Source organism: Achromobacter deleyi (assembly GCF_016127315.1).
GTDB lineage: Bacteria > Pseudomonadota > Gammaproteobacteria > Burkholderiales > Burkholderiaceae_B > Achromobacter > Achromobacter insuavis_A.
Window position 1 is genome coordinate 1,000,191 of record NZ_CP065997.1, and the last position, 15,732, is coordinate 1,015,922.

General features: G+C 67.9%; 16 protein-coding genes. 9 read left to right on the forward strand and 7 right to left on the reverse strand.

What is annotated here, in order from left to right; translation table 11 throughout:
• Window positions 1-23 precede the first annotated feature (23 nt).
• Window positions 24-581 (reverse strand): hypothetical protein, encoded by a 558-nt coding sequence (locus I6I07_RS04460; RefSeq protein WP_198485776.1) that lies wholly within the window; start codon window positions 579-581, stop codon window positions 24-26.
• Window positions 581-1,516 (reverse strand): LysR family transcriptional regulator, encoded by a 936-nt coding sequence (locus I6I07_RS04465; protein ID WP_035359946.1) that lies wholly within the window; start codon window positions 1,514-1,516, stop codon window positions 581-583. The genes I6I07_RS04460 and I6I07_RS04465 overlap by 1 nt, the downstream gene beginning before the upstream one ends.
• Window positions 1,517-1,684: 168 nt before the next feature.
• On the opposite strand from I6I07_RS04465, the gene gtdA reads away from it, so the two are divergent.
• The 9 genes from gtdA (at window position 1,685) to I6I07_RS04510 (ending at window position 9,818) form a co-directional block, all read left to right on the forward strand.
• A complete protein-coding gene (gene gtdA, locus I6I07_RS04470; RefSeq protein WP_198485777.1) occupies window positions 1,685-2,737 on the forward strand; it encodes a gentisate 1,2-dioxygenase in 1,053 nt (350 codons plus the stop codon).
• A 59-nt stretch (window positions 2,738-2,796) separates the two neighbouring features.
• Window positions 2,797-3,495, forward strand: coding sequence for a fumarylacetoacetate hydrolase family protein (locus tag I6I07_RS04475; RefSeq protein WP_198485778.1), 699 nt, complete (start codon window positions 2,797-2,799; stop codon window positions 3,493-3,495).
• 12 nt (window positions 3,496-3,507) lie between these two features.
• Window positions 3,508-4,146 (forward strand): maleylacetoacetate isomerase, encoded by a 639-nt coding sequence (gene maiA / locus I6I07_RS04480; RefSeq protein ID WP_198485779.1) that lies wholly within the window; start codon window positions 3,508-3,510, stop codon window positions 4,144-4,146.
• The gene (locus tag I6I07_RS04485; protein ID WP_006392672.1) at window positions 4,143-4,541 is read left to right on the forward strand and encodes a chorismate mutase; all 399 of its coding nucleotides are present in this window, start codon (window positions 4,143-4,145) and stop codon (window positions 4,539-4,541) included. Before maiA ends, I6I07_RS04485 begins: the two co-directional genes overlap by 4 nt.
• Window positions 4,534-5,538 (forward strand): Bug family tripartite tricarboxylate transporter substrate binding protein, encoded by a 1,005-nt coding sequence (locus I6I07_RS04490; RefSeq protein WP_198485780.1) that lies wholly within the window; start codon window positions 4,534-4,536, stop codon window positions 5,536-5,538. The genes I6I07_RS04485 and I6I07_RS04490 overlap by 8 nt, the downstream gene beginning before the upstream one ends.
• A gap of 80 nt (window positions 5,539-5,618) precedes the next feature.
• Entirely contained in the window at window positions 5,619-6,971 is a 1,353-nt protein-coding gene (locus I6I07_RS04495) for an FAD-dependent oxidoreductase (protein ID WP_198485781.1), read from the forward strand.
• Between the two features lie 19 nt (window positions 6,972-6,990).
• Window positions 6,991-8,214, forward strand: a complete 1,224-nt coding sequence (locus I6I07_RS04500) for a 3-hydroxybenzoate 6-monooxygenase (RefSeq protein WP_116522067.1) — start codon at window positions 6,991-6,993, stop codon at window positions 8,212-8,214.
• Between the two features lie 27 nt (window positions 8,215-8,241).
• On the forward strand, window positions 8,242-9,417 hold the full coding sequence (locus I6I07_RS04505; protein ID WP_198485782.1) for an ABC transporter substrate-binding protein: 1,176 nt from the start codon (window positions 8,242-8,244) through the stop codon (window positions 9,415-9,417).
• A 41-nt stretch (window positions 9,418-9,458) separates the two neighbouring features.
• Window positions 9,459-9,818, forward strand: coding sequence for a hypothetical protein (locus I6I07_RS04510; RefSeq protein WP_198485783.1), 360 nt, complete (start codon window positions 9,459-9,461; stop codon window positions 9,816-9,818).
• Window positions 9,819-9,985: 167 nt separating this feature from the next.
• On the opposite strand, the gene I6I07_RS04515 is transcribed toward I6I07_RS04510, so the two are convergent.
• The 5 genes from I6I07_RS04515 to I6I07_RS04535 form a co-directional block, all read right to left on the reverse strand.
• Window positions 9,986-11,002, reverse strand: coding sequence for a Bug family tripartite tricarboxylate transporter substrate binding protein (locus tag I6I07_RS04515; protein ID WP_198485784.1), 1,017 nt, complete (start codon window positions 11,000-11,002; stop codon window positions 9,986-9,988).
• A gap of 269 nt (window positions 11,003-11,271) precedes the next feature.
• Window positions 11,272-12,012, reverse strand: a complete 741-nt coding sequence (locus I6I07_RS04520) for an amino acid ABC transporter ATP-binding protein (RefSeq protein WP_006386910.1) — start codon at window positions 12,010-12,012, stop codon at window positions 11,272-11,274.
• 60 nt (window positions 12,013-12,072) lie between these two features.
• On the reverse strand, window positions 12,073-13,176 hold the full coding sequence (locus tag I6I07_RS04525; protein ID WP_198485785.1) for an amino acid ABC transporter permease: 1,104 nt from the start codon (window positions 13,174-13,176) through the stop codon (window positions 12,073-12,075).
• A 1-nt stretch (window position 13,177) separates the two neighbouring features.
• A complete protein-coding gene (locus tag I6I07_RS04530) occupies window positions 13,178-14,368 on the reverse strand; it encodes an amino acid ABC transporter permease (RefSeq protein ID WP_198485786.1) in 1,191 nt (396 codons plus the stop codon).
• 126 nt (window positions 14,369-14,494) lie between these two features.
• A complete protein-coding gene (locus I6I07_RS04535) occupies window positions 14,495-15,511 on the reverse strand; it encodes an amino acid ABC transporter substrate-binding protein (protein ID WP_116522070.1) in 1,017 nt (338 codons plus the stop codon).
• Between the last annotated feature and the right edge of the window lie 221 nt (window positions 15,512-15,732).

Sequence of the window (15,732 nt, forward strand, 5' to 3'; positions counted from 1 at the left end):
GCCTCGCCCGCCTCAGTGGCGGCTCACGGCCGCCGCCCCTGCGCCTGCATCACCCGCAACGCCACGCGATAGCCGGCGAACACATAGAACGCATTGCTGTTCATCAGCAGCCACGCGCCGGCGCCGCCCAGCAGCGCGACCACCGGGCCGACCGCGCGCATGTCGCCCTGCGACCACGCGATCAACCCCAGTCCGCCCGCGGCGGCCAATGTCAGCGCGGTGCGCTTGAGCAGCACCAACCCCAGGCTGTAGCCGCCCATGAAGGCCACCACGCCGATCGCCAGCACCAGGGCCGTGACGGCGCAGGCCAGCACCAGCGCGAAGGCCGCCAGGGCCGGGCCGGCCGGGCGCAGCAGCAGGCTCAACAGGCCGATGCCGACGCCGATGCCGCCGACCATCGTCAGCACCGCCAGCGCCAGCGGCGACCACAGCCCCGGCGGCGCGGCGCGCGCATCCATCTCGGCGACGAAGCGGTGCATGGCCGCCGACGCATCCGGCGCGCCCGCCGCTTCGCGCAGCGCCGCCTCCAGCCGGCGGCATTGCGCGATCAGCGCATTCAGCCCGGGGCCGGACGGCGCCATCACAGTCTCGTCACGCCCGGGGCGTGTTCGGCCACCGTGTTGCGCAGCGCGGCCATCGCCTCCTGCACGGCGGTGGGCCGGAAGGCATCCTCGCGCCAGTACATGGCCACCGAGCCGAAGCCCGACAGCCGCACCGGGATGATGCGCATCGCCTTCATCTGCGTGAAGCGCAGCGCGGCGCGATGCGAGGCCACGCCGATCATGTCGCTGTTGTTGATCAGGGTGAGGTTGATGGTGACTGAATTGGATTCGACGTGGTCGGCCGGCGGCGCCTGGCCGGCCGCGGCCAGCGCGGCGTCGACCGCGTTGCGGATCGGCGTGCCCTTGGGCCACAGGATCCAGCGGTACGACAGCAGCTCTGGCCAGCCCGGCTGCTCCCGCGCGAACAGCGGATGGCGCGGCCGCGCCACCAGGTGGATCGGCTCCAGGTACAGCGCTTCGAAGCGGATCGCCGGGTCATGGTGCTCGGGCGCCGAGCGGCCCACCACGATGTCCAGGTCGCCCTGCGCCAGTTGCGCCAGCAGGCGGTCGGTGGTGCCTTCCACCAGTTTCACGCGGGCCTGCGGCATGCGTTCGAGCAGCTTCATCACCGCCAGCGGCACGGTGTCCGACGCCGACGCGCCCGAGGCGCCGATCACCACCCGGCCGCCGCCGCCCTCGCGCAGCGCGGCCATGTCGGCGCTGGCGCGGTCCAGCTGCGCCTCGACCCGCTGCGCGTGCGCGATCAGCACGTCGCCGTGCGGCGTCGGCCGCAGGCCGCGGGCATGGCGCTCGAACAGCGGCAGGCCGATGTCGTCTTCCAGATCCTTCAGCCATTTCGACAACCCCGGCTGGGTCGTGTTGAGCATCGCGGCCGAATGGCTGATGTTGCGGGTCTGGGCCAGGCTGAGGAGCATTTTCAGGTTGCGCAGGCGCAACCGGTGAGTCCAGTCCATGGGGCCCTCTTGTCTCTTATCCATATGGTTATTGGTATGGATAATAAGATAATTTCATTTCAAAACACATAGCTCGTTCCGCATAATCGTCTCCATATCGTGACCCGCCGCGCCCGCCGCGACGGGCCAACAGAAGCCGGCCCCGACGCCGGCCCCCAGGAGACAGACATGCCCGACGGTCCCCCCCCCGGCGCGGATCGCGCCGCCTATTACGCGCGCATCGCCCAGAAGCACATGGCCCCGCTGTGGGAGTCGCTGCACAACCTGGTGCCGCGCCAGCCCGCGCCGCGCTGCGTGCCGGCGATCTGGAGATACGACGACGTGCGCGACGACGTGCTGGCCTCTGGCTCGCTCATCACCGCCGAGGAAGCGGTGCGGCGCGTGCTGATCCTGGAGAACCCGGGCCTGCCCGGCCAGGCCAGCATCACGCAGAGCCTGTACGCCGGCCTGCAACTGATCCTGCCGGGCGAGATCGCGCCCAGCCATCGCCACACCCAGTCGGCCCTGCGCTTCATCGTCGAAGGCCGCGGCGCCTACACCGCCGTCAACGGCGAGCGCACCACCATGCATCCGGGCGACTTCATCATCACGCCGTCCTGGACCTGGCACGACCACGGCAACGCCGAGGCCGTCGATGGCGGCGAACCGGTGGTCTGGCTCGACGGCCTGGACATCCCGCTGCTGCGCTTCCTGGATGCCGGCTTCGCCGAGAACTATCCGTCCGCCACCCAGCCCGTCACGCGGCCGGAAGGCGACAGCATGGCGCGCTACGGCCACAACATGGCGCCGGTGCGCCACCGCGCCGCCAGCGGCACCTCGCCGATCTTCAACTATCCCTATGAGCGCAGCCGCGAGGCGCTGGACGCGCTCTACCGCCACGGCGAGCTAGACCCGTGGGACGGCGTCAAGCTGCGCTACCTGAATCCGGCCACCGGCGGCTACCCCATGCCGACCATGGCCACCTTCATGCAGCTGCTGCCGGCCGGCTTCCAGGGCAAGGCCTATCGCAGCACCGACTCCACCGTCTACAGCGTGGTGGAGGGCCGCGGCATCGCCCGCATCGGCGACGCCGAATTCCACTTCGGCCCGCGCGACGTGTTCGTGGCGCCGTCGTGGCTGCCGGTGCAGCTGGCGGCGCTGGAAGACGCCACCCTGTTCAGCTATTCCGACCGCCCGGTGCAGGACGCGCTGGGCCTGTGGCGCGAAGAACGCATCGCCTGACGCGGGCGGGCCGCCGCGCCCGCCCTCCCCCTTTCCGTTCCGCCTTCAAAGGTTGATTCATGTCTTACGTGTTTGCTCCCGCCGACCCCGTCGCCGTGCCCGTCGCCGGCAGCCAGGACCGCTTTCCCGTGCGCCGCGTCTATTGCGTTGGCCGCAACTACGCCGCCCACGCCCGCGAGATGGGCTTCGATCCCGACCGCGAACCGCCGTTCTTCTTCTGCAAGCCGGCCGACGCCGTGGTGCCGGTGGCGCAGGACGCCACGCTGACGCTGCCCTACCCGCCCGAGACCGCCAACTTCCACTATGAAATCGAGCTGGTGGCGGCCATCGGCAAGGGCGGCGCCAACATCGCGGTCGAGGCCGCGCTGGAACACGTGTGGGGCTACGCCGTCGGCCTGGACATGACGCGCCGCGACCTGCAGATGAAGATGCGCGAGGCCGGCCGTCCCTGGGAACTGGGCAAGGCCTTCGACCAGAGCGCGCCCATCGGCCCGCTGCTGCCCGCCGCGCAGGCCGGCGATATCCACCGCGCCGGCATCTGGCTGCAGGTCAACGGCGCCGACAAGCAGCGCAGCGACGTCGGCCAGCTGATCTGGTCGGTGGCCGAGACCATAGCCTACCTGTCGCGCTACTTCCGCCTGGAAGCCGGCGACCTGATCTATACCGGCACGCCCGAGGGCGTGGGCCCCGTGACGCGCGGCGACAAGCTGGTCGGCGGCGTCGACGGCCTGGGCACGCTCAGCGTGCAGATCGCCTGAGGAACCGCATTCATGCAACTGCACAGCTTCTTCAACAGCTCCACCTCGTACCGCGTGCGCATCGCGCTGGCGCTCAAGGGCCTGCCGTTCGATATCGTGCCGGTGAACCTGCGCAAGCAGGAACAGCGCGCCGCCGACTACGTGGCGCAGAACCCGTCGGCCGGCGTGCCGCTGCTGACGGAAGGCGATTTCCAGCTGTCGCAATCGCTCGCCATCATCGACTACCTGGACGCCACGCATCCCGAGCCGCGCCTGATCCCGGCCGCGCCCCGCGACCGCGCCCGCGTGCTGGAACTGTCCAACGCCATCGCCTGCGACATCCACCCGGTCAACAACATGCGCATCCTGCGCTACCTGCAGGAAGAACTGGCCGCCACCGAGGCGCAGAAGAACGCCTGGTACCACCACTGGATCCGCGAAGGCCTGACCGCGGTCGAGACCCTGCTGGTCCGCCACGGCCAAGGCGCCTATTGCTTCGGCGACGCGCCGACGCTGGCCGACTGCTGCCTGGTGCCGCAGGTGGCCAACGCCCAGCGCATGGGCTGCGACCTGACGGCCTACCCGCGCCTGACGGGCGTGTACGAACACTGCGTCGCGCAGCCCGCGTTCCAGCAGGCCGCGCCCAGCAACCAACCGGACTACATCAAGTGACCACGCAAGCTTCCCCGGGCCAGGAGCCCGACACCCTGGGCGCGCCGCTGCGCGAATACACCGACCCGGCCTACCGCCCGCTGTGCGCCAACCTGGCCGAGGTGCGCGCCAACATCGACCGCCTGGACGACGAGATCGTGCGCCTGATGGCCGAGCGCGCCATGTACGTGAAGGACGCCGCGCGCTTCAAGCGCGACGCCTTCCAGGTCAGCGCGCCAGCGCGCCAGGCCGAGGTGTTCGAGAAGGTGCGGCGCCTGGCCGAGCGCCACGACCAGGGCTTCGAGAACCTGGACCAGGTGGTGGACGCGGCCTACCGCGCCATGGTGGCGGCCTTCATCGCCAACGAACAGACCTATTTCAACAACATGAAGATCGCGGGAGACAAGCATGCATAAGCCCTCAACCCTGGCGCGGGCGCGCGGCATCGCGGCGCGCGCGCTGGCCTTGGGACTGGTCGCGCTGGCGCCGCTGGGCGCGGCGCAGGCCGCCGACGCCTGGCCGTCGCAGCCGCTCAAGGCGCTGGTGCCGTTCGGCCCGGGCTCCAGCCCCGACCAGGTGGCGCGCATCGTCGGCGAGAAGGCCGGCGCCATCCTCGGCCAGACCGTGGTGGTGGAAAACAAGCCGGGCGCCAGCGGCAACATCGGCACCTTCGCCATCGCCAACGCCAAGCCCGACGGCTATACCTTCGGCGTCTCGATCACCGGCCCGCTGGTGAACAACACGCTGCTGTTCGACAAGCTGCCCTACGCGCCCGCCACCGACCTGTCGCCGCTGACGCTGGCGGTGCACCAGCCCAACGTGCTGGTGGTGCCGGCCAAGGCCGGTATCGACAACATTGGCCAGTTGCTCGAAGCGCTCAAGCAGAACCCGGACAAGTACAACTTCCCCTCGCCCGGCGCCGGCACCGTCTCGCACCTGGCCGTGGAACTGCTGCTGCAACGGATCGGCGCGCGCGCCACGCACGTGCCGTATCCGTCGTCGCCGGCCGCGCTGACCTCGCTGCTGTCGGGCGACACGCAGTTCGCCGCGCTGCCGCCGATCGCCGTCATGAGCATGGTCAAGGACGGCCGCCTGAAGGCGCTGGCCGTGACCTCGTCCAAGCGTTCCACGCTGCTGCCCGAGATCCCCACGCTGGCTGAAGTCGGCGTGCCCGGCATCGAGGGTTCGGCCTGGATCGGTTTCGTGATTTCGTCCAAGGTGCCCGCCGACATCCAGAAGAAGCTGTCGGACGCGCTGATCCAGGCGATCCGCGACCCCGAGGTGGTCAAGCGCCTGCAGGCGCAGTTCATGGACCCGGTGGGCAGCACCCCGGCCGAGTTCCGCGCCTACATGGACGATGAGCTCAAGCGCTGGGAACCCCTCATCACCAAGCTCGGCATCAAGGGCCAATAAGCCGGCCCATGAACGGGCGCCCCGGCGCCCGGCATTTCGCAACACCAGACGCAGTCCGCAAGACAAGCAAGGAGACAAGCATGACCCTCACCGAACCCGCCCGCCAGGTGCCGCTCTACGGCGAATACGACGTCGTCGTGCTGGGCGGCGGCCCCGCCGGCATCCTGGCCGCGGCCAGCGCCGCCCGCAACGGCGCCAGCGTGCTGCTGGTGGAACGCTATGGCTTTCTCGGCGGCATGGGCACGGCGGCGGGCGTCTCCAACTTCTGCGGACTGCACGCCAACATCCGCGGCACCATCCGCCAGGTCGTGCATGGCATGACGGACGACCTGCTGGACCGCATGCGCGCGCTGGACGGCCTGAACGACCCGCACCTGATCCTGGGCAAGATCCACGCCCAGGCCTACGACATCGCCGCCTTCAAGTGCGCCGCCGACGGCATGGTGCAGGACAGCGGCGCGCGGATCCTGTTCCATGCGCTGGCCACCGGCCTGGCGCGCGACGCCGCCGGCAATGTCGACGCGCTGTTCCTGGAAACCAAGTCCGGCCGCTGCGCGGTGCGCGGCAAGGTCTTCATCGACTGCTCCGGCGACGCCGACATCGCGCAATGGGGCGGCCTGCCGTTCGAGAAGGGCGACGCGCACGGCCACATGCTCTATCCCACGCTGATGTTCAAGGTCGGCAATGTCGACGGCGCCCGCGCCCAGGAGGCCTGGAAGACCATTCCGCAGCTGATGGACCAGGCCGCCGCCAGCGGCGAATTCACCTTCCCGCGGCGCGGCGCCATCGTGCGGCCGCAAAAGCATGACTACGAGTGGCGCGTCAACGTCACCCAGCTGGCCAACGCCGATGGCAGCGCGGCCGACGGCACCGACGCCGCCTCGCTCTCGGCCGGCGAGCTGGAAGGCCGCCGCCAGATCACCGAATACCTGAAGTTCCTGCGCGCCAAGGTGCCGGGATTCGAGAATGCCTACGTGCTCGACATCGCGCCGCAGCTGGGCATCCGCGAGACCCGCCGCATCGTCGGCGAAGCCATGCTGACCAAGGACGACGTGCTGGGCTGCGCCGACTTCGAGGACAGCATCGGCGTCAATGGCTGGCCGCTGGAGATGCACACCGCCGGCGACGTGCAATGGATGTGGCCGCCGATTCCCGAATCGCGCGGCTACAACCAGCTGCCGTTCCGCATGATGGTGCCGCGCCGCGGCCCCGGCGTGGCCGGCAACGTGCTGGTGGCCGGACGCTGCGCCTCGATGACGCACGAGGGCCAGTCGGCCGCCCGCGTCAGCGGCAGCTGCTTCGTCATGGGCGAGGCCGCCGGCACTGCCTCGGCGCTGGCGCTGCGCGCCGGCATCGCGCCGGCCGACCTGCCGGTCGCCACCCTGCAGGCGCAGCTGCAGCGGCAAGGCGCCTTCCTCGGCGGCCACGACTGAACATGCAAGGAATCCAGGAATGAACGCAACACCGGCAGTAAAGGGCGCGCCCCAATCCGTGATCGTGGTGGGCGGCGGCATCGGCGGCCTGGCCGCGGCGCTGGCGCTGACGCGCCAGGGCATCGCGGTGCAGTTGCTGGAGCAGGCCGCGCACATCGGCGAGATCGGCGCCGGCATCCAGCTCGGCCCCAACGCCTTCGCCGCGCTCGACGCGCTGGGCGTGGGCGCCACGGCGCGCCAGCGCGCGGTCTTCACCGACCACATCATCATGATGGACGCGGTCGATGCGCGCGAAGTGGTGCGCATCGACACCGGCGCCGCCTTCCGCGAGCGTTTCGGCGGCCCCTACGCCGTGATCCACCGCGCCGACATCCACCTGTCGATCCTGGAAGCGGTGCAGCAGAACCCGCTGATCCGCTTTCGCACCTCGACGCAGATCGCCAGCGTCGCGCAGGACGGCAGGCGCGTGGAGGTCACCGACACCGAAGGCAACCGCTACCAGGCCGACGCGGTGATCGGCGCCGACGGCGTCAAGTCCGTGATCCGCGAACACCTGATCGGCGATCCGCCGCGCGTGACCGGCCACGTGGTCTACCGCGCCGTAGTCGAGCGCGACAACATGCCCGAGGAGCTGCGCATCAACGCGCCGGTGCTGTGGGCCGGCCCGCACTGCCACCTGGTGCACTACCCGCTGCGCGGCGGCCAGCAATACAACCTGGTGGTGACCTTCCACAGCCGCGAGCAGGAACAATGGGGCGTGCGCGAAGGCAGCAAGGAGGAAGTGCTGTCGTACTTCCAGGGCATCCATCCTCGCCCGCACCAGATGCTCGACCGCCCCACCTCATGGAAGCGCTGGGCCACGGCCGACCGCGAACCGGTCGAGCAGTGGGGCCAGGGCCGCCTGACCATCCTGGGCGACGCCGCCCACCCCATGACCCAGTACATGGCCCAGGGCGCCTGCATGGCGCTGGAAGACGCGGTGACGCTGGGCGAAGCGGTCAAGCGCTGCGACCACGACCTGCAAGCCGCCTTCCGCCTGTACGAATCGGTGCGCATCCCGCGCAGCGCGCGCGTGGTCTGGTCGACCCGCGAAATGGGCAGGCTCTATCACGCGCGCGGTGTCGAACGCACCGTGCGCAACATGCTGTGGACCGGCCGCGGCCAGTCCCAGTTCTACGACGCGCTGCAGTGGCTCTACGGCTGGAAGGTGGAGAACTGTCTCGCGGGACCCATCCAGCCATAAAAAAAGCAGGCACAGGAGGAGACAACCATGACGACACGCATCACCCGCGGCGGCGCCGCGCTGCTGCTGGCACTGGCCGCCGGCGGCGTCCAGGCCCAGCAGAAACCCGTGGACATCGGCTTCATCGGCACGCTGTCGACCCCCGCCGGCTACATCGGCGAGGACGAACGCGACGCCTTCATGCTGGCGGTCAAGGAAGGCGGCGGCAAGCTCGGCGGCGTGCCGGTCAATGTGCGAGTCGAGGACGACGCGCTCAAGCCGGCCAACGCCAAGCAGATCGCCGACAAGATGGTGCAGGGCGGCGTGCGCCTGTTCACGGGCGTCAATTTCTCCAACGTCATGGCGGCGGTCGGGCCGACGGTGCTCAACGCCGGCGGCTTCTACGTCAGCCTGAACGCCGGCCCCTCCAACTACGCCGGCAAGGCCTGCAACCCGAACTACTTCGCCGTTGCCTTCCAGAACGACTCGTACGCCGACACCGCCGGCATCGCCGCCAATGAGCTGGGCGCCAAGCGCGTCGTCGTCATGGCGCCCAACTACCAGGCCGGCCGCGACGCGGTCGCCGGCTTCAAGCGCACCTACAAGGGCGAGATCGCCGAAGAGATCTACACCAAGCTGGAACAGGCCGACTTCTCGGTCGAGCTGGCGCGCATCCGCTCGCTCAACCCGGACGCCATCTTCCAGTTCCACCCGGGCGGCGCCGGCATCAACCTGACCAAGCAGTACGCCAACTCCGGCCTGGCCGACAAGATCAAGATGATCACGCCCATCTACTCGATGGACGAGCGCATGCTGGCCGCCACCGGCACCGCCGGCAAGGGCTTCTACCTGAGTTCGCTGTGGAGCGCGGACCTGGACAACCCGCAGAACAGGCATTTCGTCGAGGCCTTCACCAAGGCCTACAACCGCGCGCCCACCGCCTACGCGGCGCAGGCCTATGACACCGCCAACCTGATCGCGTCGGGCCTGAAGGCGGTGGACGGCGACATCACCGGCAAGGCCGACGCCTTCCGCGACGCGCTGCGCCGCGCCGACTTCCCCAGCGTGCGCGGCAAGTTCAAGTTCGGCCCCAACCAGCATCCGGTGCAGGACTGGTACCTGCTGCACATCGAGGCCGGCGCGGACGGCAAGCTGGTCTACAAGAACCTCAAGGTCATCGCCCGCGACCACACCGACGTGCACGCGGCCGACTGCAAGATGTAGAAAGTCGCCAGACGGGCATGGGATCGGTTAAAACCCTTCCCATGCCTGACGCCCAAGCCGCATCCTGGAAACACCTGCCCGCGCCGAAGAAGCGCGCCGCGCTGCCCTTTGACGCCACCTACACAGCCGACCAGTACGCGCGGCTGCGCCAGGGGCGCATCCCCGCGGAGATGGAAGACAAGTGGTTCATCTATCTCGACGATGGCGTGCTGCGCTTTCATCGCAGCTGGACCGGCATCTGGATCTACGCGCTGCGGCTGGAAGCCGCGGGCGACCAGTGGCGCGCGCATGACGCCTGGGTCAACCGCGAGGCCGACCAGTACGGCTGCACCGACCTGGACACCGACCGCAAGCTGCTGGCGCGGCTGGTGGACGGCCTGCTGGCCGCGCCGCGCGAATGATCGAACGGCGGAAATGAAGCGGGCGGCGTATCCGTCGGGCGGCGTATCCGTCGGGCGGCGCATCCGTCGGGCGGCGCATCCGTCGGGCGCCGTGATCGCGCCGCCCGACGGATAGGGCGGCGCCGGGCCCGGTGCGTTCCAGCCGGAACACACCAGGCGCGCGAGCCTCAGTTCAGGCTGGCGCCGGAGATCTTGACGATCTCCTGGTACTTGGCCTTTTCGTTCTTGACGAACTCGGCGAAGGCTTCGGGCGTCATCGGCGCCGCTTCCGAACCCATCGTCAGCAGGCGTTGCTTGACGTCGGGCTGCTGCATCGCTTCCGAGTAGGCCTTGTTCAGCTTGGCCACGATCGGCGCGGGCGTGCCGCCGGTCGTGAAGACGCCGAACCAGGTGCCCAGGTCGAAGCCCTTGATGCCCGATTCTTCCACCGTCGGCACGTCGGCCAGCAGCGACGAGCGCTGGGCGGTGGTCACGGCCAGCGCCTTGACCTTGCCGTCCTTGATCAGCGGCGCCGAGGCCGCCAGGTTGTCGAACATGAAGTCCGACTGGCCCGACAGCAACGCCAGCTGCGCCGGCGCGGCGCCCTGGTAGGGGATGTGCTCGACGTTGATGCCGGCGCGCGCCTTGAGCAGTTCGCCCGACAGGTGGCCGGCGCTGCCGTTGCCGCCCGAACCGTAGTTCAGCTTGCCCGGGTTCTTCTTGGCGTAGTCGATCAGGTCGGCCAGCTTCTCGATCTTGTTCTTGGTGGCGAATTCGACGTTCATCACCAGCACGTTCGGCACCGACGCCACGATGGTGACCGGGGCGAAGTCCTTCACCGGGTCATAGGGCAGGTTGGCGAACAGCCAGGGGTTGATGGCGTGGGTCGCGACGGCGCCCATCACCAGCGTGTAGCCGTCGGCCGGGGCCTTGGCCACCAGATCGGCGCCGATGTTGCCGCCGGCGCCCGAGCGGTTTTCCACCACCACGGGCTGGCCGAGCGAGCCGCGCACCTTCTCGGCCAGCATGCGGGCCATGGTGTCGAGCGGGCCGCCGGGCGGGTAAGGCACCACGAAGCGCAGCGGCTTGGTGGGGAAGTCGGTGGCCTGGGCCAGCGCGGGCGCGCCGAAGGACAGCGTGGCGGCCAGGGCCGCGGCGCCGCCCAGCAGGACGCGGCGCATGGCGCCACGGGGGGTCGGTTTCATCTCGTTTGCTCCTCTCATTGCATCAATGGCGGTCGGTAGCATACCGCAGTGGCATGAACGCCGTAACAAAGGGATACCAGGAGAACCGGGCGCTTTTCCCCGGACCGGCCGCCCGTTCCCGGGCCGATGCGGGCGGCAGGAGGCCTTGCCGGGCCCGCTGGAATCGGCCGAAATCCGGGGCGCCCCGCCACGCAAGCGCCAAAGAAAAAACGCCTTCCGGGTGAAGGCGTTTTCACGCTGGGCGCATAGGCGGGCAGGCCCGCCCGGCCTCAATGCAGGATCTGGCTCAGAAACAGCTTGGTGCGCTCGTTCTGCGGGTTGTCGAAGAACTCGTCCGGGCTGTTCTGCTCGATGATCTCGCCGCGGTCCATGAAGATGACGCGGTTGGCGACCTTGCGCGCGAAGCCCATTTCGTGGGTCACGCACAGCATCGTCATGCCGCTTTCCTGGGCCAGGTTGACCATCACGTCCAGCACTTCCTTGACCATTTCCGGGTCCAGCGCCGAGGTCGGCTCATCGAACAGCATGATCTTGGGGCTCATGCACAACGAGCGGGCGATGGCCACGCGCTGCTGCTGGCCGCCCGAGAGCTGGCCGGGGAATTTCTTGGCCTGGTCCGGGATGCGCACGCGCTCCAGGTACTTCATGGCCGTGGCCTCGGCTTCGGCGCGCGGTTTTTTCAGCACCCACATCGGGCCCAGCGTCAGGTTCTCCAGCACCGTCAGGTGCGGGAACAGGTTGAAGTGCTGGAACACCATGCCGACGTCCTTGCGGATGGTCTCGATGTGCTTGAGGTCGTTGGTGAGCTCCGTGCCGTCCACGATGATGTGGCCTTTCTGGTGCTCTTCGAGCCGGTTGATGCAGCGGATCATGGTGGACTTGCCCGAGCCGGACGGCCCGCACACCACGATGCGCTCGCCCGGCGCCACGTCCAGGTTGATGTTGCGCAGCACGTGGAACTGGCCGTACCACTTGTTCACGTCCTGCAGTCGAATGATGGCATCAGACATGCCTGTACTCCCGTAAATATCGCGTTGCGGGCCCGCCCCAGGCGGACCCGCGGCAAGGTTCTATCGTGCGTGACCGGTGGCCAGGCGTTTTTCCAGCGCCTGGCTGTATTTGGACATGGAGAAGCAGAAGACGAAGTAGATCAGCGAGATGAACAGATACGCCTCCACCCCGAATCCGCGCCATGCCGCGTCGGACAAGGCCGCCTTGGCCGCCAGCGTCAGGTCGAAGATGCCGATGATCACCACCAGCGAGGTGTCCTTGAACAGCGCGATGAAGATGCTGACCAGCGGCGGGATCACGATCTTGAGCGCCTGCGGCAGGATGATCTTGCGCATCTGCTGCCAGTAGTTCAGGCCGAGCGAGTCGGCGCCTTCGTACTGGCCCTTGGGGATCGCCTGCAGGCCGCCGCGCACCGTCTCGGCGATGTACGCGGCCGCGAACATGATGATCGCGATCTGCGCGCGCAGCAGCTTGTCGATGGAGAAGCCCTCGGGCAGGAACAGCGGCAGCATCACCGACGACATGAACAGCAGGCTGATCAGCGGCACGCCGCGGATCAGCTCGATGTACACGACGCACAGCGCCTTGATGGCCGGCATCTTCGAGCGCCGGCCCAGGGCCAGCAGCACGCCGATCGGGAAGGCGAAGGCGATGCCGAACGTCGACAGGATCAGCGTCAGCGGCAGGCCGCCCCAGCGCGCGTTCTCGACGTAGGTCAGGCCGAGCACGCCGCCCCACATCAGGATCGCCACGGCGGTCAGGCCGACGGTCCAGATGATGGCGAGCTTCCAGTTCCAGAAACGGCGGATGCCGCTGCACACGATCACCGCGACCAGGATGATGGTCGCGATCAGCGGCCGCCATTGCTCGTCGAACGGATAGGTGCCGAACAGGATCAGCCGGTGCTTCTCGATGATGAAGGCCCAGCAGGCCCCGCCCACCGAGGCGCGGCATTCCTGCGCGTTGGCGGCGGTGTAGTTGGCCTTGATGAAGGCCCATTCCACCAGCGCCGGCACCGACATCAGCAGGAACCACGCCACCAGCACCGTGATCAGGATGTTCAGCGGCGAGGAGAACAGGCGCGAGCGCACCCACGCCCACGCGCCGACATGGGTCTTGGGCGGCGGCAGCCCTTCGCTGGGGATATGCGTAGTGCTGCTCATATCAACGCTCCACCAGCGCAATGCGCTTGTTGTACCAGTTCATGAAGATCGAGATCGACAGGCTGACCGTGAGGTACGCGCCCATGATGATGAGAATGCCCTCGATGGCCTGCCCGGTCTGGTTCAGCGTGGTGTTGACCACCGACACGATGTCCGGATAGCCGATGGCCACGGCCAGCGAGCTGTTCTTGGTGAGGTTGAGGAACTGGCTGGTCATCGGCGGGATGATGACGCGCAGCGCCTGCGGCAGCACCACCAGGCGCAGCACCTGCTTGCGGCGCAGGCCCAGCGCGCCGGCGGCTTCCCACTGGCCGGCATTGACCGCCTGGATGCCCGAGCGCACCACTTCGGCGATGAAGGCCGAGGTGTAGATCACCAGGCCCGCCAGCAGCGCGGCGAATTCCGGCGACAGCGTCAGGCCGCCGCTGAAGTTGAAGCCCTTCAGTTCCGGCATGTCCAGCGTCAGCGAAGCGCCGCTGACCAGCCAGCCCACTACCGGCAGGCCGATCAACAGGCCGATGGCGGCGCGGCCCAGCGGGAACACGTGGCCGGTGGCTTCCTGGCGCTTCTTGCCCCAGTGGCCCAGGAACAGGATGGCGACGATGGCCAGGCCGAGGCCGGCCAGCATCCAGTCGAGCGAGTTGCCTTCCAGCGCCGGCACCTTCAGGCCACGGTTGGAGATGAACACGCCCGGCAGCGGGTTGTGCGCCTGGCGCGGGCCCGGCATGTTCTCGGTGATGAGCGCATACCAGAAGAACAGCTGCAGCAGCAGCGGCACGTTGCGCATCACTTCGACGTAGACCGAGGTGATCTTGGCGACGAGCCAGTTCTTGGACAGCCGGCCGACGCCGATCAGCGTGCCGAGGATGGTCGCCAGCACGATGCCGAGCACGGCCACGCGCAGCGTGTTGAGCAGGCCCACCCAGATGGCGCGGCCATAGGTGTCGGCGGGGGTATAGGCGATGGGCGTTTCACCGATGGCGAAGCCGGCCTCGCGTTGAAGGAAACCGAAGCCCGTGGCGATGTTGCGCACGGACAGGTTGTGAAGCGTGTTTGAAACCAGGAACCACACCGCCGTGGCAACGGCGGCCAGTGCTATCACTTGATAGACCACGGCGCGCACGCCGGGATCGTTCCAGTTCAGACGCCGGGGGGGTGCCGAAATCGGGGCGTTTTTATTGGGAGTCGTCATGAATGAATCTACAGAAGTCGGACACCGGGCGGCTGGGCCCGAAAGACCGCGCCGCCCACTCCTGCCGCCCGCTCGAAGGCGGGCTAGGCATGGCGCCGCGAGGGCGCCATGCCGGGCAGCCGTGTGTTAGCGCACCGGCCAGCCGTACATCAAGCCACCTTGCTTATAGCTGGCGTTCAGGCCGCGGTCCAGCTTCATCGCGCTGCTCTTGCCGAGCGTGGCTTCGAAGCTTTCGCCGTAGTTGCCGACCTGCTTGATGATGTTGTAGGCCCACTTGTCGTCCACGCCCAGGTTCTTGCCCATGCCCGGGGTCACGCCCAGGATGCGCTGGATGTTGGGGTTGGTGCTCTTGGTCATTTCATCGACGTTGGCCTTGGTGATGCCGTATTCCTCGGCTTCCAGCATCGCGTTCAGCGACCAGCGGACCACGTTGAACCATTGCTCGTCGCCCTGGCGCACCATGGGGCCCAGCGGCTCCTTGGAGAAGTCTTCCGGCAGGATGATGAACTTGTCCGGATTCTCCAGCGTGGTGCGGGTCGAGGCCAGCTGCGACTTGTCGGTCGTGAAGGCGTCGCAACGGCCGGCCGAGAAGGCGCGGATGATTTCGTCGTACTTGTCGATCACGACGGGCTTGAATTCGATCTTCTGGCCACGGAACCAGTCGGCCAGGTTCAACTCGGTGGTGGTACCGGGCTGCACGCAGATGGTGGCGCCGTTCAGTTCCTTGGCGCTCTTGACGTTCAGGTCCTTCGAGACCATGACGCCCTGGCTGTCGTAGTAGTTCACGCCCACGCCGATCAGGCCCAGGGTGGTGTCGCGCGTCAGCGTGACGGTGGTGTTGCGGGTCAGCACGTCGATTTCGCCCGACTGCAGGGCGGTGAAGCGCTGCTGCGTGTTCAGCGGCGTGACCTTGAACTTGCTGGCGTCGCCGAACATGGTGGCGGCGACGGCGCGGCACAGGTCCACGTCCAGGCCCTTGTATTCACCCTTGCTGTCCGCGATCGAGAAGCCCGGGATGCCGGTCGAAACGCCGCATTGGACAAACCCTTTCTTCTTGACGTTATCGAAGGTCGCACCTGCATTGGCAGCCGCGGACGCAGCGAACAGGGCGGTGCCAATGGCAGCGAGTTTCAGTACTTTCATCGTGATCTCCGTAGGGGTGTAGCGAAGCCGAACGCAAGGCCGGGGTTGGGCTTTACGCATGGGGCGGATGGTAGCGTCCGCAAAGCGGCCTCCGCATCCGGGAATTCCCTTGAAATATAGGGACACTGGATGAAATCAAACGGGGTTTTGCGATAAAAACGGGGACACATTTTCGTTCGAAAAAACGTGTCCGCCCGGTCACTTTTGCGCGGGGCCGGCCG

Excerpts from the sequence above, each read along its gene's own strand:
- I6I07_RS04460 (WP_198485776.1), bottom strand. The coding sequence starts at position 581 with ATGGCGCCGTCCGGCCCCGGGCTGAATGCGCTGATCGCGCAATGCCGC.
- I6I07_RS04465 (WP_035359946.1), bottom strand. The coding sequence starts at position 1,516 with ATGGACTGGACTCACCGGTTGCGCCTGCGCAACCTGAAAATGCTCCTC.
- gtdA (WP_198485777.1), top strand. The coding sequence starts at position 1,685 with ATGCCCGACGGTCCCCCCCCCGGCGCGGATCGCGCCGCCTATTACGCG.
- I6I07_RS04475 (WP_198485778.1), top strand. The coding sequence starts at position 2,797 with ATGTCTTACGTGTTTGCTCCCGCCGACCCCGTCGCCGTGCCCGTCGCC.
- maiA (WP_198485779.1), top strand. The coding sequence starts at position 3,508 with ATGCAACTGCACAGCTTCTTCAACAGCTCCACCTCGTACCGCGTGCGC.
- I6I07_RS04490 (WP_198485780.1), top strand. The coding sequence starts at position 4,534 with ATGCATAAGCCCTCAACCCTGGCGCGGGCGCGCGGCATCGCGGCGCGC.
- I6I07_RS04495 (WP_198485781.1), top strand. The coding sequence starts at position 5,619 with ATGACCCTCACCGAACCCGCCCGCCAGGTGCCGCTCTACGGCGAATAC.
- I6I07_RS04500 (WP_116522067.1), top strand. The coding sequence starts at position 6,991 with ATGAACGCAACACCGGCAGTAAAGGGCGCGCCCCAATCCGTGATCGTG.
- I6I07_RS04505 (WP_198485782.1), top strand. The coding sequence starts at position 8,242 with ATGACGACACGCATCACCCGCGGCGGCGCCGCGCTGCTGCTGGCACTG.
- I6I07_RS04510 (WP_198485783.1), top strand. The coding sequence starts at position 9,459 with ATGCCTGACGCCCAAGCCGCATCCTGGAAACACCTGCCCGCGCCGAAG.
- I6I07_RS04515 (WP_198485784.1), bottom strand. The coding sequence starts at position 11,002 with ATGAAACCGACCCCCCGTGGCGCCATGCGCCGCGTCCTGCTGGGCGGC.
- I6I07_RS04520 (WP_006386910.1), bottom strand. The coding sequence starts at position 12,012 with ATGTCTGATGCCATCATTCGACTGCAGGACGTGAACAAGTGGTACGGC.
- I6I07_RS04525 (WP_198485785.1), bottom strand. The coding sequence starts at position 13,176 with ATGAGCAGCACTACGCATATCCCCAGCGAAGGGCTGCCGCCGCCCAAG.
- I6I07_RS04530 (WP_198485786.1), bottom strand. The coding sequence starts at position 14,368 with ATGACGACTCCCAATAAAAACGCCCCGATTTCGGCACCCCCCCGGCGT.
- I6I07_RS04535 (WP_116522070.1), bottom strand. The coding sequence starts at position 15,511 with ATGAAAGTACTGAAACTCGCTGCCATTGGCACCGCCCTGTTCGCTGCG.